Here is a 23,492-nt window from a genome sequence, read left to right as displayed (position 1 = left end):
ATTGCTGCTGTGCTGCTATTTAATCTTGACGGTGTTATCAGTACCGAAGCTAGCATTTCTGTTTTAGATCGCGGGTTTCTCTACGGGGATAGCGTCTATGAAGTGATTCGTACCTACCATGGTGTTCCCTTTGCCTTGCTAGATCATCTGGCTCGCCTGCGAGCGTCGGCAGCTTACCTATACATGGCGGTGCCTTGGGACGATGCCCATATTATTAGGGAGGTTGAGCGTACCTTAGCCGCTGCCCCTAAAGGGGAGTACTATATTCGCATTGTGGTGACCCGGGGAGCGGACCAACGGATTGGCCTGTGCCCTGAACCGACGACCCAGCCGCGATTGCTCATTGTCCTGATGGCGATCGCCCCCGAACCCCATTTCAACTCGGCGGGAGTGCGTTTAACCATTGCCCAGCGCCAACGCACCAGTATTGAAGCCCTTGACCCTGCTGCTAAAACTGGCAATTACCTGAACAATATCTTGGCGCTCCTAGAGGCGCAGCAACATGGATTTGATGATGCCCTGCTGCTGAACGGGGCAGGCCAGATCACCGAGGCCACCACCAGTAATGTTTGGATAGTGCGGGCTGGGGTGGTGGAAACCCCTCCCCCTAGCGTCGGCATTCTCCACGGCATTACCCGCGCCACCCTATTAGAAATTTTGCAACAGCTAGAGGTACCCCATCGTGAGGTCATTCTCACCCCAGCGGACTTGGCCAGCGCTTCCGAAGCGTTTTTAAGCTCCTCTGTGCGCTTACTGATGCCCATTCGCCAAGTGGATGAAACTCTGCTCCCCTGCCCGGGATCCGTTAGCCAACGGCTATGGGACGCTTTACTGGAGGTGATGGAGAACCACTAATTCGGGCGTTGCACAGAAGGCATTGCTGAATGGAGCTATGAATTAGAGGGGAACAGGTACTGTTTGAAACTTCAAAGGGTCTATCGGACTTGGTATGCTAATGTAACATGCTATACGAAATCTAAGATATGCAGCTACTTCTAACTGAGCTACTCAACCTACTTGGAATTGAGGTTGAAGATTATACCGATGTTGCGGGAGAATTGATTCTTATAGTGGAAGCAAAGACAACCGAGGCGATTTGCCCACGTTGCAAACAAAAAAGTTGTCATTTACACCAGAATCATTGGTATCTAGTGCGAGATTTAAGCATCAGTGGACGAACCGTATTTCTTAAGATCAATCGTCGCCAGTTTAAGTGTCGAACTTGTGGTAAGCCATTCAGTGAAACGCTCGATTTCATCGGCAATCGTCGCAAGCAAACGGATCGATTTGCTCAGTCAATCGTGCAACAGGTTTTGCACAGCAACATTCATAATGTTGCAATTTCAAATGGTCTCACTGATGAAGAAGTATGGTCAATGGTACAGTATGTCAGTAAAAAAAACTCCACGTCGATGTGAGTTCAGTAAAACGATTAGGTATAGATGAGATTTCCTTAGGTAAAGGATAAGGAGATTACATAGTTGTTTTGGTCGATTTAGAGCGGCGAATTCCCCTTGCCTTTGCGCCTTCTCGCAAGCAGGAAGATGTGAGGCAAGTGCTTGAGGCATGGGGAGCAGCAGTACTCAATCAAATTATTGAGGTGAGCATTGACCTGTCTGGAAACTATAAAAGTTTGGTTCATAAACTCCTACCGAATGCTACGGTGGTTGCCGACCGATTTCATGTTATAAACATTGTGAATCAGGAATTGGATAAGGCTCGACAAAGTATTTGTAAAGCGAATGAGCAGACGGTAAATGAAGTCCAGAAAGCCCAGATTGCAGCCGCGCTCAAACAAAGTAAATATGCATTACTCAAGCCGGAGGAAAATCTAACTCAGAAGCAAAAAGCAAAACTGGAAGAAATTCGAGAAGTAGCGCCAAGTCTGACTCGAATGCATCAGGAGAAGGAATCGTTTAGAGCCATCTTTGAGCAAGCAAAAGATTGGAAAGATGGAACCTTTCAATTGCTCGATTGGTTAGCTCAAGCTCAGGATTCTTTTCAAGAGAGCGTAAGAACAATTTGTCGGTGGTTTGGTGAAGTCACCGCCTATTTTGATAATCACACAAATAGTGGTGTTGTTGAAGGTATTAACAATAAATTGAAGCTGATCAAGCGGTCAGGTTATGGGTTCAGGAACTTTGACAATTTTCAGTTACGTTGCTTAATTTGCTGGCATTTAGCTATTGATTAAGCATAACTCGGACGATAGAGCCGGGGCCTTGGATCGCCTATGGCATTTATCAACTGGTGATGCGTATAAGCCCTGTGCTCAAAACTGCCCCCGTGAAAGGGTGAGTTGATGCATCGGTAACTAGGCCAAGGAGTCCCGCTACAATTTGTAATAGTTGCATTCAATTCAACCGGCTCATGAGCACACCTCCTCTGATTTGTCTTGAGCATTTACAGAAAATCTATGGTCAAGGTGAAACAGAAGTGCGTGCGCTCAATGGCATTGACCTCCAAATCCAGCACGGAGAATACGCTGCCATTATGGGGGCCTCAGGGTCTGGCAAATCCACGATGATGAACATTATCGGCTGCTTGGATCGACCCACCTTTGGTAAGTATTTTCTGGATGGTCAAGATGTCTCGCGGCTCACGGATGATGAATTGGCGCATATCCGTAATGCCAAAATTGGCTTTGTGTTTCAGCAGTTCCATTTGTTGGGGCAACTGACAGCGCTGGAAAATGTGATGCTGCCGATGATCTATGCCCAAGTTCCCCCCAAAGAACGACGGGAGCGAGCGATTGTGGCGCTGGAAAAGGTAGGACTGGGGCACCGCTTACATAACCGCCCAAATCAACTATCTGGGGGACAACAGCAACGTGTGGCGATCGCCCGTGCCATTGTCAATCAGCCATTGTTGCTGTTAGCTGATGAGCCAACGGGTGCCCTTGATAGTCAAACAACTATTGAAATCCTTGATATTTTTAGTCAGTTGAATGCTGCTGGGATGACGGTTGTCATGGTTACCCATGAGCCAGACGTAGCTAGTATTACGCGACGCATCATTCACTTTCGCGATGGCCAGATTCGCTCTGATGTGCCAAATATACCTAACTCTGCCGTCGCTTCTGCTTTATTATGAACTACCCCACCGGATAGACGGAGTCTCTGCCTTGTCCTTAGCATTCCAGATTCGTGCGGCTGCCCCCGCCGATGTACCGACTCTATTTCGCCTGATTCAAGACCTAGCTGCCTACGAACATCTAAGCCATAGCGTCAGTGGCACCGTTGCGCAGCTAAGGGAGCACCTGTTTGGCGATCGCCCCTACGCGGAAGCCCTCCTCGCTGAAAGCCACGGCCAAGGGATTGCCTATGCCCTGTTCTTTACCACCTACTCCACATTTTTGACCCGACCGGGACTCTACCTCGAAGATCTGTTTGTGCTGCCCACCTATCGCCGCCAAGGAGTTGGCATCGCTTTGATCAGAGCACTGGCTCGTATTGCCCGCGATCGCCACTATGGCCGCCTAGAGTGGAGTGTCCTTGAGTGGAACCATCCCGCCATTGCCTTTTATGAAGGCATTGGTGCTGAGGTGTTACCTGACTGGCGCATTTGCCGCTTGAGTGGTGCCCCCCTTTGGCAATTGGCGCAGAGCCAGTCATCCCAAGCCAGCAGTTGAAATCTCAAAACGACCTTTGCTAGATTAAAAGCGTTGTTAAGATTCGTAAACTTGGCGCTCACTTTATCTTTAGGGCAACCTAAAGGTGCAGCCAAGCGCGAACCCGGTATTATCTTTGTGGAGTTTAATTCCATGACAATAGCAATCGGACGTGCGCCAGCGGAGCGAGGATGGTTCGACATTCTCGACGACTGGCTCAAGCGCGACAGATTTGTGTTTGTGGGCTGGTCAGGCATCCTGCTGTTCCCCTGTGCCTACCTTGCCCTGGGTGGTTGGCTGACCGGCACCACCTTTGTAACCTCGTGGTACACCCACGGCTTAGCCTCCAGCTACTTGGAAGGCTGTAACTTCCTGACCGTGGCAGTCTCGACCCCGGCCAACAGTATGGGACACTCCCTGCTGCTGCTGTGGGGACCCGAAGCCCAAGGGGACTTTACCCGCTGGTGTCAACTGGGAGGCCTGTGGACGTTTATTGCCCTCCATGGTGCCTTTGGCCTCATTGGCTTTATGCTGCGGCAGTTTGAAATTGCCCGCTTGGTTGGCATTCGCCCCTACAACGCCATTGCCTTTAGTGCGCCGATTGCCGTATTTGTGAGTGTCTTTTTGATTTACCCACTGGGGCAGTCGGGCTGGTTCTTTGCGCCTAGTTTTGGGGTAGCGGCGATTTTCCGGTTCTTGCTATTCTTCCAAGGGTTCCACAACTGGACCTTGAACCCCTTCCACATGATGGGGGTTGCCGGGGTGCTGGGGGGTGCCCTACTGTGTGCCATTCACGGTGCGACGGTTGAAAATACCCTGTTCCAGGATGGGGAAGGGGCCAGTACCTTCCGTGCCTTTACCCCCACCCAGTCGGAAGAGACCTATTCGATGGTGACGGCGAACCGGTTCTGGAGCCAAATTTTTGGGATTGCCTTCTCGAACAAGCGCTGGCTACACTTCTTTATGCTGTTTGTGCCAGTGACAGGTCTGTGGATGAGTGCGATTGGAGTCGTAGGGCTAGCGGTGAACCTGCGCTCCTACGACTTCATTTCGCAAGAGATTCGTGCGGCTGAAGATCCTGAGTTCGAGACGTTCTACACCAAGAACATTCTGTTGAACGAAGGGATTCGGGCGTGGATGGCGCCGCAAGACCAACCCCATGAAAACCTAGTCTTCCCCGAAGAGGTACTCCCCCGTGGTAACGCCCTCTAGTAATTCTAGGGAGAGAATGAGCACCTAGAGCCAAAAACCTAGAGCAAAAAATAAGCCCCCATGCTCAGACTGGGGGCTTTGCCGTTTTAAGCAGGTAGTAATAGGGCTAGGGATTAGTAACGGTAGCCGCTATAACCACTATTGCCCTGATTGGGTTTGTGGACGATAAAGCTCATCACCTGACACTGCTTAATGTTGTCAAAAGCCACAACACGAATGTAGCAGTTGGGGTATTCCGAGCGGCACTGCTGCACCTCGTTGAGTACCTCTTGGGGGCTGGTGCAGTTGAACAGGGGCAACTTCCACATGGTCCAGTAGCGGATTTCAGCATCAGAGCTTTCGTTGAACTCGACGCAGGGGTGGTAGCCTTGCTCAATGGTGTACTGAATTTGCCGCGCAATCTGGGCATCACTCAGCGGCGGCAAGTAAGAAAAGGTTTCGTAGCGACGCTCTTTGGGTAATGTTTTCATAGGTTCCTCAATCAAAAAACAAGGACAATCAATCGCATTCAGTCGGTTGTTGATTCAGGGGGTGGGCTGCCCTCAACCGAGACATCTGACACTTGGGTCATCCGCTCTAATTGCTGGCAGCGTTGCTGTCGGTTCGCCTGCTGGATGCCGGTACGCAGCATTTCCGGTAAGTAGTCTGCCACCATTTCTGCCAAATGCTCTCGCACCGTAAGAATACGAAAGCCCAAATCCTGCTGCTCGCGAAAGAGTGCCTCAAGGTAGCGCTCGCCATCTTGAACATTTTCACGACTGGTAAATTGCTGCAACCACAGAGATCGCGGTGGATCAGTCTCTGCAAGCTGGGCAATTACCGTCCGCACCGCCTGATAGGTAAGGTAACTAATCAGGGTTTTACTGGTTTGTTTGGCAATGTGTTTAACATCCATAGGCGTGGGGGAAAACCGCAGCAGCAACTTTATGCTTAGCTCCGATTGAACCCCATTACCACCCTCTAGATCGTGTCTTGAGCTTCAAACTCAAATTTAATTTCTTTCCACAGTTCGCAGGCAGCAGCCAACTCAGGACTCCAGCGAGCTGCTTCACGGATAATATCACCGCCTTCACGCATCAGGTCACGGCCTTCGTTGCGGGCTTGGACACAGGCTTCAAGGGCAACGCGGTTGGCGGTTGCGCCGGGCGCATTTCCCCAAGGGTGACCCAAGGTACCGCCACCAAATTGCAGCACAGCGTCATCCCCAAAGATGTCCACGAGGGCAGGCATGTGCCAAACGTGAATCCCACCAGAGGCTACGGCCATGACGCCGGGCATCGATGCCCAGTCTTGGGTAAAGTAAATGCCTTTGGAGCGATCTTGCTCGATATAGTTTTCCCGCAGCAGATCGACAAAGCCAAGGGTGACTGCTTTGTCCCCTTCAAGTTTGCCGACCACCGTACCCGTGTGGATGTGGTCGCCCCCAGACATCCGCAGACACTTGGCTAAGACGCGGAAGTGCATCCCGTGGTTTTTCTGACGGTCAATCACCGCATGCATAGCACGGTGGATGTGCAACAGCACGCCATTGTCGCGGCACCACTTGGAAAGGGTGGTGTTGGCAGTGAACCCAGCGGTGAGGAAGTCATGCATGATGATCGGCATCTCGAGTTCTTTGGCAAACTCTGCCCGCTTCAGCATTTCTTCACAGGTGGCGGCGGTAACGTTCAGGTAGTGACCTTTGATTTCACCGGTTTCTGCTTGGGCTTTATGAATCGCATCGGCGACAAACAAGAAGCGATCGCGCCAGCGTTGGAAGGGTTGCGAGTTGATGTTCTCGTCATCTTTGGTGAAGTCGAGACCACCGCGCAAACACTCATAAACCGCACGCCCGTAGTTTTTTGCCGATAGACCCAGCTTCGGTTTGATGGTGCAACCGAGCAGCGGGCGACCATACTTGTTGATTTTGTCCCGCTCGACTTGGATACCGTGGGGTGGCCCTTGGAAGGTTTTCAGGTAGGCAACAGGAATTCGCAGGTCTTCGAGGCGTAGCGCTTTCAGGGCTTTGAAGCCAAAGACGTTCCCTACGATGGAGGTGAGCATGTTGGTAACAGAGCCTTCCTCAAACAGGTCGAGGGGATAGGCAATGTAGGCAATGAACTGGTTATCTTCGCCAGGCAGCGGCTCAATGTCGTAGCAGCGGCCTTTGTAGCGATCTAAGTCGGTGAGGAGGTCAGTCCACACCGTTGTCCATGTGCCGGTGGAGGATTCCGCAGCCACCGCAGCAGCCGCTTCTTCAAAGGGCACACCCGGCTGAGGGGTGACCCGAAATGCCGCTAGAATGTCGGTATCTTTGGGGGTGTAGTCCGGTGTGTAGTAGGTGAGGCGGTAATCTTTTACCCCAGCCTGATACCCAGTTTTCTGGGATTTTGATTGCGTATAGGCCATAGACGTTTTTCCTTTTTAACAGTTAATGTGCCGTTGAGAGCAGCCTCTACACTTGGCAACCTTTGCAATGGAATATGTGTGCAACGCTACGATTGACCCCACTGCTGGGGCAAAATTTAGCAATACGAAACTCAGCGAGATGGTGCAAACATCCGCAAGTCTGTTGTGTCGTCGTAGGTCTTATGCTTAAGCATCAGCTTAGTTGATACCCAATGCAATAACTTTTGCTTTGAAGATTCTTAATTATTCTATAGGTTTGAGTTATCAATCTTTAGAGTTGTTTATAGGTTTCTAATCAAATGCTTACTTGCATAGCCCTATATCTATTTAATTGTATCGAAGTATTGCCAATAGTCAATCAAAACTAGTACTTATGGGCGATCGCTCTATTGTTATGTCAAGAAAGGGAGTGCAATTTCTATGGGTTCGTTAATTCAGTGGTATCCTGGCCACATTGCCAAGGCGGAGCGGGCGTTGCGAGAGCAGCTCAAGCAGGTGGATCTCATTTTGGAGGTGCGCGATGCCCGCATTCCCCTTGCCAGCCATCATCCTCAAATGGCCCAGTGGGCAAGGGGGAAGCAGCGGTTATTGGTTCTAAATCGGGTCGATATGATTCAGGAGGGCGATCGCCAACGGTGGAGTCAGTGGTTCAGTCGTCAAGACGAGGTGCCTTTTTTTACCAATGCGCAGCGGGGGCAAGGGATTCGCATGCTCCAAAATGCTGCCCTCAAAGCAGGAACTACTATTAACCAACGACGGCAGCAGCGAGGGATGCAAGCACGAGCGGTACGCGCTGTGGTGTTGGGATTTCCCAATGTTGGGAAGTCGGCACTGATTAATCGACTCCTTCAGCAGCGCGTTGCTGAAAGTGCGGCGCGACCCGGAGTGACGCGACAACTGCGCTGGATTCGTATTTCTCCCATTTTGGAGTTGCTTGATGCGCCGGGGATATTGCCTGCTAACTTGCAGGATCAGCAGGCGGCTATTAAACTGGCCATCTGTGACGATATTGGCGAAGCAGCTTACGATCCGTGCCGCATTGCGCCGGAGCTGGTGGCGTTGCTCAAAGACCTGAAACAGGAGCACCGGCTCAAGGATCGCTACGATCTGGCGGTGGGCGATCGCTCTGGGGAGAGTTATCTTTACGATCTTGCACAGCAGCGCTATCACGGTAACCTTGAGCGCGCTGCCCGGCAACTGCTACAGGACTATCGCCGCGGCCAACTAGGGGCGATCGCCCTCGAGCAACCCCCCCCTAGCCGCTTAGGTAACGAACAATGACTACCGATTACTTAAGGATGCCAAAGTAGTATGCGGCAACCAAGAAGTTAATCGCCAGCAGGAGCACTGCCCAAAATGTGCGAAACGTGTAGGTGGGCTTTGCAGACTTTGTTGCCATAGTTGACATCCTCTTTGATGGAAAACGGCACCCTGATTATACCAAACAGCTTTGCTCAACGGATTCACAACAGCAGCACAGGGTGCAATCTCTCTTGAGGGCATCGAGATCAACGCTAGTGGAGGTAGCCATAACAGTTGGTGGGTCTCTAGGCAACCACCTTGCCACGGAATACCAAATAGTTATAGAGGTTGTAGGCCAGCATAATCGGAATTAAAAAGGCCACAAAGATCAGCATAAAAACTTGGGAGCTAGGGGCTGCCGAGGCCTCATAGATCGTGACACTGGGGGGAATGATGTTGGGAAAAATCACAAACCCCAGCCCAATAAAGGACATAAGAAAAATCAGAAATGTCCAGACCAGTGGCATAGATTCCTCGCGACGCTTCAGGCTCCGCAGTAGCATGGCAATGAGGAACACTCCCAACAGGGGAATCGCAGCAAAAACGTAGAACAGCGGTGGCTGAAACAGTTGTTCGCGCACCTGTACATGGAAAATCGGAGCCGTAATCGTAATCAAAATGGCACCGATCAAGGTTGTCCATGTGGCAATGGTGGCGGTTTTATAGTGGGTGTTCTGCAACTCGCCGCTGGTTTTGTAGATTAAGTAGGTGGAGCCAATGAGAACATAGCCTTGAATGAGGGTCAGCGCCACTAAAACCGAGTGCCATGTCAGCCAGTCCCACATGCTGCCCGCAAAATTCCCCGCGGCATCGACGTTAATGCCTTCAAATACAGTGCCTACGGCAAACCCTTGCCCCAAGGCGGCCAAGAAACTGCCAACGCCAAAGGTCAGGTTCCATACCCGCTTGTTGTTGGCGTTTTCGCGAAATTCAAAGGAAACGGCTCGCAAAATCAGTCCTACGACCATGATGACGGCGGGCAGGTAAAGGGCATTGAGGATGGTGGCGTAGGCCAAGGGAAAGGCACCAAAGAGGGAGCCCCCCATCAGCACGAGCCATGTTTCGTTTGCATCCCAGACATTGCCGAGGCTGGTCATGAGGATATTCCGCCGTTGCTCGCTGCTAGCGGTCAGCGACAGAATGCCAATGCCCAAATCAAAGCCATCGAGGAGAATGTAGAGGAACAGAAATAAACCCAGAATGCAAAACCACACCTGGGGCAGGAAATGCTGGAGGGGGGCTAGAGGATTGGTGTCCATAGGAGTTTGCCGTTACTGCTGGGTTTCTAGAGGGCGACTATCGGGCTGATGCTCTGCCATTTTGATACGAATTTCGAGTTCTTCGGCATTACGTAGGCCGGGAACGGGCAAGGCCACGTTGGGGCCTTTCTGGATGATGCGGCTACCAAAAAAGAGGGCGGCAAAGAAAAAGATGGTGTAAAGTGCAACAAGGCCGCTGAGGGAAAACAGGACGACTTGAGGCGGTAAGGCCGAGGCAGCCTCTGCGGTGCGCATTTGGCCATAGACAATCCACGGCTGCCGTCCGACGCAACGCACAATCCAACCCGCTTCTACCGCAATGTAGCCCAGCGGTCCGGCAAAAATCCAGCCCCACCACAGCCATTTGTAGTTGCCAAGGCGATCGCCAGCAAGGCCAGTGCGCCACCAAATAAATACCGTCACGCTCACTAAGGCAGCAAGATACAGGCCAATGGCTATCATGGTGCGGAAGGAATAGTAGATCAGACCAATCAGGTGGGGGCGATCGCTCGGTGCCCACTCCTTCAACCCCAGCACAGGGCTATCCAGAGTGGGTTTTAGCTCCAGTAAATAACCGAGCAGGCCAGGAATTTTTACGTCCACCTTATTGGTTTGGGTTGCTTCATCAGGGATGGCAATTAAACTCCAACTGGCGGACGTTCCGGCGGGAATGGTCTCCCATTGGGCTTCCATGGCGGCCAGCTTAGCGGGTTGATAGCGATAGACTTGCTCGGCACTCAGGTGACCCACAAAAATTTGCAGCGGCGCAACAATCAAGGCCATCACCAGAACCACCTTCAAGGATTTGGTAAAGAAGTTAGGCAGGCGATTTTGCAGTAGGTACCAAGCACTAATGCCGCCAATCACAAATAAGGAGGTTTCTAGGGTGGCAAAGAACATGTGCAAAAAGCTATTGACCATGAAAGGGTTGGCGATCGCTTGGAAATAGTCTTGCACCTGGAACTTACCATCGACAAAAACACCCCCAGCAGGCGTTTGCAGCCAAGAATTGGCCGAGAGAATCCAAAACGTTGAGAGGTTGGCACCAAAGGCAACGCAAATGGTGGCCACCCAGTGCATCAGGGGCGGAACCCGCTGCCAGCCAAAGACCATAATGCCTAAGAAACTGGCTTCGAGCATAAAGGCCATCGTGCCTTCAAAGCCGAGAACCGTCCCAAAAAAATCCCCCACGGCTAGGGAAAAAGGTGCCCAGTTCAGGCCAAACTGGAACGCCATCGGCAACCCAGAGGCCACGCCAATGCCAAAGTTCAGGATGTAGAGCTTTGACCAAAAGCGGGCATGGTGGTAGTAGGTGAGGTTCTTCGTTTTCAGCCAGAGTCCTTCTATCACTACTAGGTAAATGCCCATACCCGTGGTGAGGACTGGCCAGAGCATATGAAAAATTGCCGTCAGGGCAAACTGCCAGCGGGATAACACAACTGTATTTAAGCTCTCTAGCATTCTGGATGTACCCTAGGCTTGACTAGCTACCTTGTAGCAAGACCAATTCCGCTTTGACAAGCCAAACACCCTATCTGCAGGAAAGCTTTAGCTTTTTTTTACTCTTTGTTTACACCCGATGCGCCACAGGCAGTAGGCCACTGCTGTTCCCAAAACCTCAGGTTCAACCTATGGCAGAATAGCTATGTGCACGAACGACTGGCCAGATTGCAGGGATGTCCAACCGCGAGGTGATACCTACAGCGCTTGCCCTGTCTTCCTTGCAGTCACCGCTGGAGGAGTGTCCCCCCAATATTAGGGCGCGTCAATTTTACTTGGTGCTTTTGCTGTCAACTCCCTGTGAAAAGGCAACACCTATGAGCGATCGCATTCGCATTAATCTGGTAGAGGGGTCGGTTGCATTCTGTTTTTCCCGCGATGCGGCTCAGTCCCTACGGACAGCAATTGACGATCTCATGGAAGGCATGCGGGCGATCGCCACCGCCAAGGCCAGCGGTAGTCAAATCAGCCCCCAAGCCGTTATGGAATACCAACACGTTGGCGAGGTGTTTTTGGAAGTGTTTTGTAACCCCAATATTTGGCCCAATCCCTACGCCGCCAAGGTGCTTTTAACGGTGCGGGATGAGTCTATTCGCCTGACAACGGAGGCGGAACTCAGCCGGTTGATTGAAGACCTCAATGCCTTTATCGACGCCCCCTAGGGCACTGAGCCACGTGTGATGATTGCTGCCCCTAAGTCTGGCCGTTCCAGTCGCTTCCGCCGTCTCCTGCATTACCTGCGCCCCCATCAAACTAAAATCTGGGCGGGGGTGGTTGCCCTATTGGTGGTGAACCTGCTTGGTACGTACCTGCCGCTGCTGATTGGCACAGCAATTGATGAGCTGCAGGCTCAATTTCAATTTCAGCGGGTGGTGTTCTATGCCCTGCTATTGATTGGCTTGGCCTCGTTGATGTGGTTGATTCGCATGGCTTCGCGGCTGTGGATCTTTGGGGCGGGTCGCTTGGTTGAGTTTGACCTCAAGCAGCGCATCTTTGAGCACCTACTGCGGCTAGAGCCGAGTTATTTTGCTGAAAATACCGCTGGAGACCTCATTAACCGCGCCACTAGTGATGTGGATAATATCCGCCGCTTAGTGGGGTTTGCCCTCCTGAGTGCGGTCAATACTCTCTTTGCCTATGGTTTCACCCTACCCATGATGCTGGCGATTCATCCGGGGTTGAGTTTAGGGGCGATCGCCGTCTATCCGGCGGTATTGTTCATTGTCCAAACCTTTAGCGATCGCCTGCGCTCAGAGCAACTGGAGGTACAGCAAAGCCTGTCGGATCTCAGTGATCTGATCCAAGAGGACATGAGCGGCATTGCCCTAATTAAAATTTATGGCCAAGAAGCCAATGAACAACGCCAATTTGATCGCCTAAACGCAGAACTGCTAGCCAATAACCTAGTCCTCGCCAAAACCCGTAATATTTTATTTCCGCTGTTAGGGGGCATGGTCAGCTTTAGCCTGCTGATTTTGCTGTGGTTTGGCAGCCGTATGATTGCCGACAACACCATTCAGGTCGGGGATTTTGTAGCGTTACTGCTGTATATAGAGCGCCTCATTTTTCCGACGGCACTGCTGGGCTTTACGATTACCACCTACCAGCGAGGAGAAGTCAGCATCGATCGGGTGGAGGCCATCTTGAGTGTAGAGCCACGGATTAAGGATGCTCCCGATGCTCTGTCATTGCCCCAGGTGAAGGGGCATCTGCGCTTTCAGGAGTTTAGCTACACCTATCCCAATCGCCGCACCCCTGTTTTAGATCGGCTGACCTTTGAGGTGCAGCCCGGCGAGATGGTAGCCATTGTTGGCCCCATTGGCTGTGGCAAATCGACCTTGGCCAGTGCCTTACCCCGTTTGTTGGACATTGCCCCTAACCAAATTTTCCTGGATGGTATTGATATTACCCGACTACGCCTAGCGGATCTGCGCGGGGCGATCGCCTACGTTCCTCAGGAAAGCTTTTTATTTAGCACCACCATCAAGAACAACATTCGCTATGGGGAACCAGAGGCCAGTGAACTGAAAGTAATTGCTGCCGCCAGCCAAGCACAAATTCACCACGAAATCTTGAACTTCCCCAAACAGTACGAGACCCTTGTGGGGGAGCGGGGGATTACCCTCTCTGGAGGACAGCGACAACGCACTGCCCTTGCCCGTGCCCTACTCGTCAATGCCCCAATTTTAGTGCTGGATGATGCCCTTGCCAGTGTCGATAACCAAACCGCCAGTCAAATTCTGCGGGCATTGCACGATCGCCGCCAAACCGTACTGTTTATCTCCCACCAACTGGCGGCTGCCGCCACCTGCGATCGCATTCTTGTCATGGATCGGGGGCGGATTGTGCAGCAGGGCACCCATAGTGAGTTAGTGGCTGTCTCCGGACTGTACCAATCGCTGTGGGAGCAATACCAAGTGGAAGCGACCCTACAGTCTGAGGGCGGATGAAGACAGCGGTATTTACAACTGGAACTGAGTCATCGTTGCTCAATCGTGCCTTGGAGTTGCGATTTGCGGCTGGAGACACGGGTATGAGTCATGTACCTTGAAACGTAAAGTTTTATGTCTGGATTCAACATTTCTGCTTCTAGCACAGTCCTAGCCGTGCACCAGCGAGAGATCTTTTGGCAGGCTTGGCAACACCAGCGGCAACAGACCCTAGCGCTCATCGCGGATCTACCAGACTCAGCCCTGCGAACCCAACCTCACCCCCTGTACAGTCCGGTGGGCTGGCATCTAGGGCATATTGGCTTTACTGAAGCCCTGTGGCTTTTGGATCAGCCCACGCATCCCGCTGTGAGCGATCGCCATCGCTACTGGTTTGCGGCGGATGGTCGTCCGAAAGCAGAGCGGCAGCAACTACCGGATCGGGCAGAGTTACTCAGCTATCTGGCAGACATTCGCCAAGAGGTGGGCGATCGCCTGTGGCGGCTATCGGAGTCCCAATGGCAGGAAGAGGCTCGTCTGTGGTGGTGGATATTGCAGCACGAAGCCCAGCACACGGAAACCCTGCAAATGGTCTTGGCTATGCAGGGGCGGCTGAACAGGTATCCACCGCCTATCGGTGATGTCACGACACCCTTTGCTGTACCTGCAGGCGAGTATCGTCTTGGCCGAGATGATCTGCTGGCCTTAGATAATGAACAGCCCTCTCATCTGGTGCTGAGTCCCCCTTTGTCATAGATGCGGCACCCGTGACGTGGGGGCAATACCGCAACTTTGTTGAGAATGGCGGCTACCAGCGGCCAGAATGGTGGTCAGCAGCGGGGTGGCAGTGGCGCGAAAGCCATGGCATCACAGCCCCCTTCTACCCCATTCCCGATGATCATTTGCACGCTCCGGTGTGGGGCTTGAGTTTTTACGAAGCTGAAGCTTACGGTTACTCGCAAGGGAAGCGTTTACCCAGCGAACAGGAATGGGAAATTGCCTGCCAACACGGTTTACCCTACACTGGCTTGGTTTGGGAGTGGGTTCAAACCCCCTTTGCACCCTATGCCGGATTTCAAAGCTATCCCTACCGAGGCTATTCCACACCCTATTTTGATGGGGAGCATTACGTTCTCAAGGGGGGTAGTGAGTGCACTCAACCGTTACTCAAACGATCTGCGTTTCGCAACTGGTATCTGCGATCTAGCCGAGGTGTCTTTGCCGGAGCGCGGTATGTCAGACGAGTTTTCTAGGGGCACAAGATGACACCACCGGACATTCTCTACCTCTTTGTCTATGGCACCCTCAAGACCGGCTATGATCCCCATACGAAACTCTGCCAACCATGGTTACACTCCCACCAGCCTGCCTTAGCTCAAGGTCGTCTTTACCATTTACCCATGGGCTACCCCGCTATGACCCTAGAGGAAGGATGGGTACATGGTGAACTCCTCATCTTTAGGAACCCACCCGACACCCTATTAGAGCGCTTGGATAACTTTGAAGGATATTACCCTCAGTTGCCACCGGATCGTAGCGCGTACCAGCGGCAGCGTATCCCTGTTTATGATCTGGATCGAACCCCCTTGACCACAGCGTGGGGCTACATTATGTCGGTGGCCATGGTACAACAGGTGCGTGGCGAATGGTTGCCGGAAGGGGTATGGAATCGGCAAACGGATCTGCGAGCTTAGGGGTTACGCCGCGGTGGCTTCGCAGGCACGACATGCAGTTCCTTGAGTTGTTGTGGCTCCACACCACTGGGTGCCCCCGTGAGCAGACAGCGAGCCTGCTGGGTTTTGGGGAAGGCGATCGTGTCGCGAATAGAGTCTTCCCCTGCCAAGAGCATCACCAAGCGATCGAGGCCGTAGGCAATGCCGCCGTGGGGAGGCGTGCCAAACTCAAACGCTTCTAGTAAGAAGCCAAATTTTTCCTGTGCCGCAGTCTCATCCAAGCCAATGGTTTCAAATACTTGGCGTTGTAGTTCGGGCTGGTGAATGCGCAGGCTTCCTCCCCCTACTTCGTAGCCGTTGTAGATCAGATCGTAGGCCTGGGCACGGGCGGTTTTCAGGTTGTCTAAATCGTGGGGATGGGGCGCGGTGAAGGGATGGTGCAGTGCTTCGAGGCGCTTTTCCTCGGCGTTCCACTCAAACATTGGGAAGTCCACAATCCAAAGGAGGTTGATGGCCGCTGGGTCAATCAGGGCAAACTCGCGGGCAATGGTCTGCCGCAAGCGATCTAAGGTTTTGTTGACCGTGGCTACTTCCCCTGCCCCAAATAACAACAGGTGGCCTGGCTGTGCGCCGGTGCGCTTCAGTAATTCAGCCTTTTGCTCTGGCGAAAGATTGTCTTTAATGGCACCAATGGTATCGATGTCGCCGTTGTCGCGCACACGGATATAGGCTAAGCCCTTAGCTCCTGCGGCGGTTGCCTCTTGGAACAGATCGCCGCCGGGTTTAATCCGCACGTTGGAGATGCGATCGTTGCCGTTGGGAATGGGCAGAATTTTGACAATCCCCCCTTGGGCGATCGCCCCACTAAAGACCTTGAAGCCACAGTCTTTGAGTAAATCTGAGACATCGACAAGTTCCAAGCCGTAGCGGGTGTCCGGTTTGTCGGTGCCATAGCGATCCATGGCTTCATGGTAGCTGAGGCGGGGAAACGGCCGGGGCAGCTCAATGCCTTTGACGGTCTTGAAGATGTGGCACACTAAGGCTTCGTTAAGGGCGAGGATCTCATCTTGCCCCATGAAGCTCATTTCCATGTCCAGTTGGGTAAATTCTGGCTGGCGATCGGCTCTGAGATCTTCATCCCGGAAGCAGCGGGCAATCTGGTAGTAGCGATCGCACCCTGCCACCATCAGCAATTGCTTAAATAACTGTGGCGATTGGGGTAGGGCAAACCATTCCCCGGGGTTGACACGGCTGGGCACTAAATAATCGCGGGCACCCTCTGGGGTTGAGCGGGTCAGGATGGGGGTTTCAACTTCAATAAAGCCTGCCTCGTCTTCAAGGAAACGGCGCATTGCCTGCACCACGCGATGGCGTAACTGTAGGTTGTGGGCCATACGCTCCCGTCGCAAATCGAGGTAGCGATAGCGCAGCCGCACCTCTTCGCGCACCTGCTCCTGTTCAGCGGCGGAGATGCTAAAGGGCAATTGTTGCCGCACCGGATTGAGGAGTTCGATGTGATCGGCATACACTTCGATGTCGCCCGTTGCCAGTTTAGGGTTCAACGAATCGGCAGGCCGTTGACTGACGCGACCCACCACCTTAATGACGTACTCACTGCGTAGGCGATCGGCCTGTTGATACGACTCAGGGGTACGCTGAGGATCGCTGACAATCTGGACAATGCCGGAGCGATCGCGCAAGTCGATAAAAATCACCCCGCCGTGATCCCGACGCCGATCGACCCAGCCGTAGAGCGTAACGGTGGACTCAACATCGCTGACGCGGACATTGCCGCAGTAGTGCGTTCGCATAAACCCCAAGTGATAATCTAATGGCCAGTCGCTAAAGCCTTACTATTTTAGCGGTTTTTAGCGGTTTCCCCTCTCCAAATGGCACGGTCTGTGTGACGGGAATCACTCCTGCGTGTGGCTGCCATCACAGTTACATTTGGTCAGCCAGTGCCATAGTAGAGCCAGCGCAGTTGAATTCAGTGCAGTTGCTTATGACCCTTGTCAACATTATCCAACGCATCAAAGCTACGCGCATTGTCACTCCCAGCCAAGAGCGACAAATCAACCAATTGCTGTGGCAGACCGCTGTAGGAACGCCTGAGTACGAGGCGATGCAGGAACTGACCATGGGGATTATTACCGGTCAGATTCGGGTGCTCTCGCAAATTGAACGCTTTGGCAGCCCCCGTGACCCCGAAACTGATCCGGTAGAATTAGCGTAGGGGACTTGCCAGCCACTGCCTCAGCATACCGAGGATGTCATTGTGGGAACTCCAAACGAGCAGCCCCGATCTGCCGTGATTCGTGCCCACCGATGCAACTTTATTTTGACTATGGTGCCACCACGCCCTGTCGTGCCGAGGTCTTAGCGGCAATGCTGGCGGCCTATGAGCAGCAGTGGGGAAACCCCGCTAGTATTCACGCGTGGGGTCAACGGGCGGCGATCGCCCTAGAGCAGGCACGGATGCAAGTGGCAGCCTTAATCAACGCCCATGCTGACGAAATTATTTTTACCTCGGGGGGCACGGAAGCCGATAATTTGGCCTTGGCGGGGATCACCCAGCAGTACTCCACGCCACAACATCTGATTATTTCTGCCGTTGAGCATTCGGCTATCGCTAAGCCAGCCGCTGCCCTCGCTGCCCAAGGGTGGCAGGTGACCTATCTTGGGGTCAATCGTTGGGGGCAGGTGGAACCGGCTCAACTGCGCCAAGCTCTACGGGATAATACCGTACTTGTTTCAGTGATCTATGGCCAAAGTGAAGTGGGGACGCTGCAACCCATTGCTGAGTTGGCGGCTATTTGTCAGGAGGCGGGGGTACGCTTTCACACCGATGCGGTGCAAGTGGCTGGGCGATGTCCCCTCGATGTGCGGCGCTTAGGGGTCGATTTACTATCGTTGTCTAGCCATAAGATCTATGGCCCCCAAGGAGCCGGTGCCCTCTATGTGCGCTCGGGGCTAGCGCTAGAGCCTCTGTTGCGCGGTGGCGGCCAAGAACTGGGGCTGCGCTCGGGCACACCGGCGGTGCCGACATTGGTGGGATTTGGGGTTGCGGCGGAACGTGCTGCTGCGGAATTAGAGACAGAGCACCCACGGCTGATTCAACTGCGCGATCGCCTCTGGCAACAATTGCAGATGCATCCCCAAGTAGAACTCACTGGTCATCCGTGGCAGCGTTTGCCCCATCATGTAAGTGTGATCCTGCGCGATCGCCACGGTCAGCCCCTCAATGGCAAAACCTTTGTCCGCCAACTGAATCTGGCGGGGATAGCCGTTAGTGCTGGCTCGGCGTGTCACAGCGGTCAAACCCAGCCCAGCAGCACCCTATTGGCCATGGGGTATGATCCGGACACAGCCAAAGCGGGGATCCGCATTACGTTGGGGCACCAGACCACTGCCGAGGACATCGATTGGTTGGTTATGGTACTGCGGCAGTATCTGGCCGACGCGATCGCGCCTGCGGTTCCCATGTCTCTCAGCTAAAGGCACACCTATGCTACTGGCGACGCTCTCTGATCAAGGTTCCTTCGCCCTGACCCTTTACGGCATAGGGATAACCGCAATACTGCTATTCACCCTCCTGCGGTGGGCGCAACACCCCTCCCGCATTGAGAAAGAGCGCGATCGCTATCAAAGGGAACTTAGTCAATGCCAAGCTGAGTGCGCTCAACTGCGGCAACAACTGCAACAAATAAGCACCGACAACCAAAACCTATTGCGCGATCGCGACCACTGGCAACAGCAACACCAAGCCCTTAGCCAACAGTTGACAACCTTAGAAGCGACCTATCAACAACTAGAGCAAAACCTGCATCGCCTTGAACAGGAACGCGATCGCCTTCAACACGCCCTGAACCAACCCCCAGATTGGTGGCACGAAATGACCAAAAATTATCAAACATGGTGGGAGAGCCTACCTTTTTTACCCCACGAAGAAACTGGATCGAACTCGTCTCAGCAATGAAATCCGACGGAGCTAGTGGCCTAGGCTTCAGCGGTAGCAGAATTTTGAGTGGAGTATGCACAAAGGGAATCGACACAGAGGGATAGCTTGGTAGCCCCGTACTTTAGTACGGGGAGGAAAAGCTACCTAGCAACTTTAGTTGCTCACCAATGATGTGGATCATTGATATAGTTCTGGATTACCTCAGCGCTAGCATTTCCCGCAGTGCAGAAGAAATAACTCCTACTCCAAAGGCTAGGAAGTTTTCGCAGGCTAGGAAATTCCTGTCGCAAGTATCTGGATGCCCTACCCTTAAATGCTTTTACTACTAAGTGAATCGGGTCAGTAGGCTTGATTTCAAGAAAGAGGTGAACATGGTCTGGGGCTATCTCAAGCGCCCTAATATGCCAACCTTTTTCGCTGGATAACGCCTGCCATAGCTCAAACAGTCTATCCCTTATTTCTCCCACCAGAACTTTTTCCTTCTCTTAGGACAAAAGACTAGATGGACAATCGCTAACCCCACCCCATGATTGTAATGATTATATTTTTGGCTTTCCTTTCTCATTGTCGCTATGCTATGACTGTAGTTATCATACCACCTATCAACAAATATGGAATATGGATGTCAACAGGTTTTCATCAACGACAAAGGGCTAATGCCTATTCTAGAGTACCTATGTCAGCAGTCTAACAAGGTGTATAACTGCGCTCTGTACTATGCAAGACAGGTCTATTTCAAGACGAAACGACTTGTAAGTTACGCTAACCTTTGTGCAGAGATGACAAGAACCAAAAACAAGCACTTTATGGCAATGTATGTTTCTTCTGCGCAACAGACCTGTAAATCAGTAGCAGAGGCACTAAGTAGTTTTAAGGCAAATCTCCGACTAGGAGCAAAACCAAGACTGCCAGCTTACCGTAAGGCTGGATTGTTTACTGTAGCCTATCCTAAAAAGTGGCTAAAAATTCACGAGGGGCAGGTTAGAGTACCTCTTGGACTCCAAGTCAAGGCGTGGTTTGGAATAGATACGTTGTGGGTGCAATTTCCCACCAATTTGCAGTGGGAGGACATTAAAGAATTGCGCATCCTATCTCGTAATGGAGCATTTTACTTGGAGTGGGTATATGTCAAGCCTCCTGAACCCAAACCCCTTGACCCAGCAAAGGCTCTAGCAATTGATCATGGAGTCAATAACTGGCTTACTTGTGTCACCAATCTAGGACATAGCTTTATCATTGATGGGCGCAAGGTCAAATCTTTCAATCAGCGGTACAACAAGCAAGTGGCTAGGCTCAAAACTGGTAAACCGCAAGGGTTTTGGTCTCGGCAATTAGATTCTATCACTGAGAAAAGAAATCGCAGGATGCGAGATGCTATCAACAAAGCCGCCCGTTTGGTAATCAACTACTGCCTAGACCACTCTATCGGCAAAGTTATCTTTGGCTGGAATAAGGGGCAGAAACAGGAATCTAATCTAGGCAGAGTCAACAACCAAAACTTTGTGTCTATTCCCACAGGTCGGTTGAAGCAGCGTATAGCAGAACTATGTCAACATTACGGTATTGAGTTTATTGAGGTTGATGAAGCGTATAGTTCCCAAGCTAGTTTCTCGGATGGGGATGAGCTACCTAATTATGGTGAAAAACCCGACGGGTGGCAGGCATCTGGGAAACGAGTGAAACGGGGCTTGTACCAAACAGCCAAAGGATGGCTGGTCAATGCGGACGCTAATGCCTCAGCTAACCTACTCAGAAAAGTAAGCAGAACTTTGGGGCTTTGCCTCAAGGAACTGTGTAGGGGCGGTTTGCTCACGCCTTTACGAGTTCGTTTGTGGACTACGTAAGAATCCCCCGACGTTAGTCGGTGGGAGTGTCAATGCTCCCTTTTAGCCCAATAAAAAAGCGGAGAGTCACTCCCCGCTTTACCTAATTCCTGATTCCGTTGTGAGTTGTCTAACTTTGGAACAGGTTACGTTGCCACTGGCAATGAATCATGGGTGATGCTAGTTCGTTAAGAAACTAGTAGTCGAAGTCACCCCCCATGCCAGCGCCTGCCCCTGCGGGAGCATTATCTTTTGGCTCGGGTTTATCGACGATAATGCACTCGGTGGTCAGCACCATGCCAGCAATAGAGGCTGCGTTTTGCAGCGCCGAACGGGTGACTTTAGCAGGGTCAACAATGCCAGCTGCAAACATATCGACGTACTCGTCTTTGGCTGCATCGTAACCTACATTAAAGTCTTTTTCTTTGACCCGCTCAAAAATGATGGCTCCATTTTGACCAGCATTTTCAGCGATGCGGCGCAGCGGAGCACTGAGGGCACGCTCAACGATGTTAGCTCCAATGAGCTCCTCACCGGTTAAGTGTTCCGCAGCCCAGTTGCTCAGTTCGGGTGCTAGGTGGGCAAGGGTTGTGCCACCGCCGGGGACAATGCCTTCTTCAACGGCTGCTTTGGTCGCGTTGATGGCATCTTCGAGACGCAGCTTGCGATCTTTCATTTCAGTTTCGGTGGCGGCACCCACTTTAATCACGGCTACGCCACCCGCCAGCTTGGCTAACCGCTCTTGCAGCTTCTCTTTGTCGTAGCTGGAATCGGTTTCCTCAATTTGCCGACGGATTTGCTCACAACGGGCTTTCACGGCTTTTTCGTTACCTTCGGCCACAATCGTGGTGGTGTCCTTAGTAATGGTGATGCGGCGAGCTTTACCCAACATATCCAATTTGGTGTTGTCGAGTTTCAGACCCGCATCTTCGGTAATCACCTGACCGGCAGTGAGCACCGCAATGTCTTCCAGCATGGCTTTACGGCGATCGCCAAAGCCAGGAGCTTTAACGGCAGCCACATTGAGCACCCCACGCAGGCGGTTCACCACTAGGGTGGCCAGCGCTTCTTTCTCAATGTCCTCAGCAATAATCACTAAGGGTTTGCCAGCACGCGCCACTTGCTCTAGGATGGGCACGAGGTCTTGAACCAGAGTGATTTTTTTATCGGTGATGAGAACAAACGGCTCATCGAGAACGGCTTCCATCCGCTCGGTATCAGTGGCAAAGTAGGGAGAGATGTAGCCTTTGTCAAAGCGCATCCCTTCGGTGACCTCCAATTCCGTGGTCATGGATTTGCCTTCTTCAAGGGAAATTACCCCTTCCTTACCTACTTTGTCCATGGCATCGGCAATCATCCGACCCACTTCTTCATCGTTACCGGCAGAGATGGCTGCCACTTGGGCAATGGCTTTTGAGTCTTCGACGGAGCGAGCGTGGGCAGCAATTTTATCCACTAAGAATTGGGTAGCTTTGTCAATGCCGCGTTTTAGGGAGATGGGGTTCGCTCCGGCTGCAACGTTGCGTAGCCCTTCTTTGACCATGGCGTGAGCTAGCACGGTAGCGGTGGTAGTACCATCGCCAGCGGCATCGTTGGTTTTAGAGGCAGCTTGGCGAATCAGGGCAACACCCGTATTTTCAATGTGGTCTTCTAGTTCAATTTCTTTGGCAATGGTGACGCCGTCGTTAATAATTTGCGGGGCACCAAATTTCTTTTCCAAGACGACGTTACGACCTTTGGGGCCAAGGGTGACAGCCACGGACTCAGCCAAGATGTCCATGCCTTTTTCAAGGGCGCGACGAGCATTTTCGTTGTAGATGATACGTTTTGCCATAGGTGTTTCCTACCTCAGTTGTTCAACAGTAATGAGATGTTGCAAGGCAAGTGATTAGGCAACCACTGCCAGAATGTCTTTTTCCGAAAGCAGAACGTAGTCTTCACCGGCTAGCTTGACTTCGGTACCGGCATACTTGGAGTACAGCACTTTGTCGCCCACTTTCACATCCATTGGCTGGCGTTTGCCGTCGTCGTTTAGTTTGCCAGGGCCAACGGCGGTGACTTCACCCACTTGGGGTTTTTCGCGGGCGTTGTCGGGCAGCAAGATGCCCCCAGCCGTGCGTTCTTCACTTTCGCTGACTTTGACAAAAATGCGATCGCCCAAAGGCTTTACAGTTGAAACACTTAGAGATACGGCTGCCATAGCGTACTGATCTCCCAATCGTAAGAGTAAGGGTAAACGTCATGCTGCACGGCTCTGTCCGATCGCGCAGCAGTCAAGGAGTCGAGACGTTGGTGTTAGCACTCTCTACCTCCGAGTGCTAATGTAGCGAGAGGGTGT

At 52.2% G+C, this 23,492-nt stretch carries 23 protein-coding genes and 2 pseudogenes; 15 read left to right on the top strand and 10 right to left on the bottom strand.

Annotation, left to right across the window (positions count from 1 at the left end):
- Nucleotides 1–9 precede the first annotated feature (9 nt).
- The 5 genes and pseudogenes from BRW62_RS08090 (at nt 10) to psbD (ending at nt 4,822) form a co-directional block, all read left to right on the top strand.
- A complete protein-coding gene (locus BRW62_RS08090; protein WP_099799018.1) occupies nt 10–855 on the top strand; it encodes an aminotransferase class IV in 846 nt (281 codons plus the stop codon).
- Nucleotides 856–983: 128 nt separating this feature from the next.
- Nucleotides 984–2,194, top strand: a pseudogene (locus BRW62_RS15515) (ISL3 family transposase).
- Nucleotides 2,195–2,370: 176 nt separating this feature from the next.
- Nucleotides 2,371–3,093 carry an ABC transporter ATP-binding protein gene (locus BRW62_RS08080; RefSeq protein WP_099799017.1) on the top strand — a complete coding sequence of 241 codons (723 nt, stop codon included), beginning with the start codon at nt 2,371–2,373 and terminating at the stop codon, nt 3,091–3,093.
- A 31-nt stretch (nt 3,094–3,124) separates the two neighbouring features.
- Nucleotides 3,125–3,631, top strand: coding sequence for a GNAT family N-acetyltransferase (locus BRW62_RS08075; protein WP_099799016.1), 507 nt, complete (start codon nt 3,125–3,127; stop codon nt 3,629–3,631).
- A 132-nt stretch (nt 3,632–3,763) separates the two neighbouring features.
- Complete coding sequence (gene psbD, locus BRW62_RS08070; RefSeq protein WP_099799577.1) at nt 3,764–4,822, top strand: photosystem II D2 protein (photosystem q(a) protein); 1,059 nt, start codon at nt 3,764–3,766, stop codon at nt 4,820–4,822.
- Between the two features lie 113 nt (nt 4,823–4,935).
- Here psbD and BRW62_RS08065 read toward each other — a convergent pair whose 3' ends face one another.
- From BRW62_RS08065 to BRW62_RS08055, 3 genes are all read right to left on the bottom strand, one after another.
- A complete protein-coding gene (locus BRW62_RS08065; RefSeq protein ID WP_099799015.1) occupies nt 4,936–5,292 on the bottom strand; it encodes a ribulose bisphosphate carboxylase small subunit in 357 nt (118 codons plus the stop codon).
- A gap of 38 nt (nt 5,293–5,330) precedes the next feature.
- Entirely contained in the window at nt 5,331–5,717 is a 387-nt protein-coding gene (gene rcbX, locus BRW62_RS08060; RefSeq protein WP_099799014.1) for a RuBisCO chaperone RbcX, read from the bottom strand.
- Nucleotides 5,718–5,782: 65 nt separating this feature from the next.
- Nucleotides 5,783–7,210, bottom strand: a complete 1,428-nt coding sequence (locus BRW62_RS08055; protein WP_099799013.1) for a form I ribulose bisphosphate carboxylase large subunit — start codon at nt 7,208–7,210, stop codon at nt 5,783–5,785.
- A 420-nt stretch (nt 7,211–7,630) separates the two neighbouring features.
- On the opposite strand from BRW62_RS08055, the gene ylqF reads away from it, so the two are divergent.
- The gene (gene ylqF, locus BRW62_RS08050; RefSeq protein ID WP_099799012.1) at nt 7,631–8,491 is read left to right on the top strand and encodes a ribosome biogenesis GTPase YlqF; all 861 of its coding nucleotides are present in this window, start codon (nt 7,631–7,633) and stop codon (nt 8,489–8,491) included.
- Between the two features lie 7 nt (nt 8,492–8,498).
- On the opposite strand, the gene psaX is transcribed toward ylqF, so the two are convergent.
- From psaX to BRW62_RS08035, 3 genes are all read right to left on the bottom strand, one after another.
- On the bottom strand, nt 8,499–8,618 hold the full coding sequence (gene psaX, locus BRW62_RS08045) for a photosystem I protein PsaX (protein WP_099799011.1): 120 nt from the start codon (nt 8,616–8,618) through the stop codon (nt 8,499–8,501).
- A gap of 139 nt (nt 8,619–8,757) precedes the next feature.
- Nucleotides 8,758–9,771, bottom strand: a complete 1,014-nt coding sequence (gene cydB, locus BRW62_RS08040; protein ID WP_099799010.1) for a cytochrome d ubiquinol oxidase subunit II — start codon at nt 9,769–9,771, stop codon at nt 8,758–8,760.
- Between the two features lie 12 nt (nt 9,772–9,783).
- The gene (locus tag BRW62_RS08035; protein WP_099799009.1) at nt 9,784–11,232 is read right to left on the bottom strand and encodes a cytochrome ubiquinol oxidase subunit I; all 1,449 of its coding nucleotides are present in this window, start codon (nt 11,230–11,232) and stop codon (nt 9,784–9,786) included.
- Nucleotides 11,233–11,588: 356 nt separating this feature from the next.
- Between BRW62_RS08035 and BRW62_RS08030 the strand changes: the two genes are divergently transcribed.
- The 5 genes from BRW62_RS08030 to BRW62_RS08015 all read left to right on the top strand — a co-directional run bounded on the left by BRW62_RS08030 (nt 11,589) and on the right by BRW62_RS08015 (nt 15,394).
- The gene (locus tag BRW62_RS08030) at nt 11,589–11,933 is read left to right on the top strand and encodes a hypothetical protein (protein WP_099799008.1); all 345 of its coding nucleotides are present in this window, start codon (nt 11,589–11,591) and stop codon (nt 11,931–11,933) included.
- 18 nt (nt 11,934–11,951) lie between these two features.
- Nucleotides 11,952–13,721: an ABC transporter ATP-binding protein gene (locus BRW62_RS08025; protein ID WP_099799007.1), complete on the top strand. Its 1,770-nt coding sequence runs from the start codon at nt 11,952–11,954 to the stop codon at nt 13,719–13,721.
- A 114-nt stretch (nt 13,722–13,835) separates the two neighbouring features.
- Nucleotides 13,836–14,456, top strand: coding sequence for a DinB family protein (locus tag BRW62_RS13405; RefSeq protein ID WP_198405947.1), 621 nt, complete (start codon nt 13,836–13,838; stop codon nt 14,454–14,456).
- A gap of 11 nt (nt 14,457–14,467) precedes the next feature.
- Entirely contained in the window at nt 14,468–14,953 is a 486-nt protein-coding gene (locus BRW62_RS13400) for an SUMF1/EgtB/PvdO family nonheme iron enzyme (RefSeq protein ID WP_198405946.1), read from the top strand.
- A gap of 9 nt (nt 14,954–14,962) precedes the next feature.
- Nucleotides 14,963–15,394, top strand: coding sequence for a gamma-glutamylcyclotransferase family protein (locus BRW62_RS08015; RefSeq protein WP_099799006.1), 432 nt, complete (start codon nt 14,963–14,965; stop codon nt 15,392–15,394).
- Here the strand turns inward: BRW62_RS08015 and aspS are convergent.
- Nucleotides 15,391–17,184, bottom strand: a complete 1,794-nt coding sequence (gene aspS / locus BRW62_RS08010; protein ID WP_099799005.1) for an aspartate--tRNA ligase — start codon at nt 17,182–17,184, stop codon at nt 15,391–15,393. The two genes, BRW62_RS08015 and aspS, sit on opposite strands and share 4 nt — an antisense overlap.
- Nucleotides 17,185–17,375: 191 nt before the next feature.
- Between aspS and BRW62_RS08005 the strand changes: the two genes are divergently transcribed.
- The 3 genes from BRW62_RS08005 to BRW62_RS07995 all read left to right on the top strand — a co-directional run bounded on the left by BRW62_RS08005 (nt 17,376) and on the right by BRW62_RS07995 (nt 19,349).
- Nucleotides 17,376–17,606: a hypothetical protein gene (locus BRW62_RS08005; RefSeq protein WP_099799004.1), complete on the top strand. Its 231-nt coding sequence runs from the start codon at nt 17,376–17,378 to the stop codon at nt 17,604–17,606.
- Between the two features lie 92 nt (nt 17,607–17,698).
- Nucleotides 17,699–18,868, top strand: a complete 1,170-nt coding sequence (locus tag BRW62_RS08000) for a cysteine desulfurase family protein (protein ID WP_099799003.1) — start codon at nt 17,699–17,701, stop codon at nt 18,866–18,868.
- Between the two features lie 10 nt (nt 18,869–18,878).
- Nucleotides 18,879–19,349 carry a coiled-coil domain-containing protein gene (locus tag BRW62_RS07995; protein WP_099799002.1) on the top strand — a complete coding sequence of 157 codons (471 nt, stop codon included), beginning with the start codon at nt 18,879–18,881 and terminating at the stop codon, nt 19,347–19,349.
- Nucleotides 19,350–19,492: 143 nt separating this feature from the next.
- Here BRW62_RS07995 and tnpA read toward each other — a convergent pair.
- Nucleotides 19,493–19,896, bottom strand: a pseudogene (gene tnpA / locus BRW62_RS07990) (IS200/IS605 family transposase).
- Nucleotides 19,897–19,942: 46 nt separating this feature from the next.
- On the opposite strand from tnpA, the gene BRW62_RS07985 reads away from it, so the two are divergent.
- The gene (locus BRW62_RS07985; RefSeq protein WP_099799001.1) at nt 19,943–21,175 is read left to right on the top strand and encodes an RNA-guided endonuclease InsQ/TnpB family protein; all 1,233 of its coding nucleotides are present in this window, start codon (nt 19,943–19,945) and stop codon (nt 21,173–21,175) included.
- 175 nt (nt 21,176–21,350) lie between these two features.
- On the opposite strand, the gene groL is transcribed toward BRW62_RS07985, so the two are convergent.
- Together groL and groES are read right to left on the bottom strand one after the other, a co-directional pair.
- On the bottom strand, nt 21,351–22,988 hold the full coding sequence (gene groL / locus BRW62_RS07980; protein ID WP_099799000.1) for a chaperonin GroEL: 1,638 nt from the start codon (nt 22,986–22,988) through the stop codon (nt 21,351–21,353).
- Between the two features lie 54 nt (nt 22,989–23,042).
- On the bottom strand, nt 23,043–23,354 hold the full coding sequence (groES, locus tag BRW62_RS07975) for a co-chaperone GroES (RefSeq protein WP_099798999.1): 312 nt from the start codon (nt 23,352–23,354) through the stop codon (nt 23,043–23,045).
- Between the last annotated feature and the right edge of the window lie 138 nt (nt 23,355–23,492).

Source organism: Thermostichus lividus PCC 6715 (assembly GCF_002754935.1).
Lineage (GTDB): Bacteria > Cyanobacteriota > Cyanobacteriia > Thermosynechococcales > Thermosynechococcaceae > Thermosynechococcus > Thermosynechococcus lividus.
Note: the sequence above shows the minus strand (reverse complement) of the source record. Positions and strands in the feature narration are given on the sequence as shown.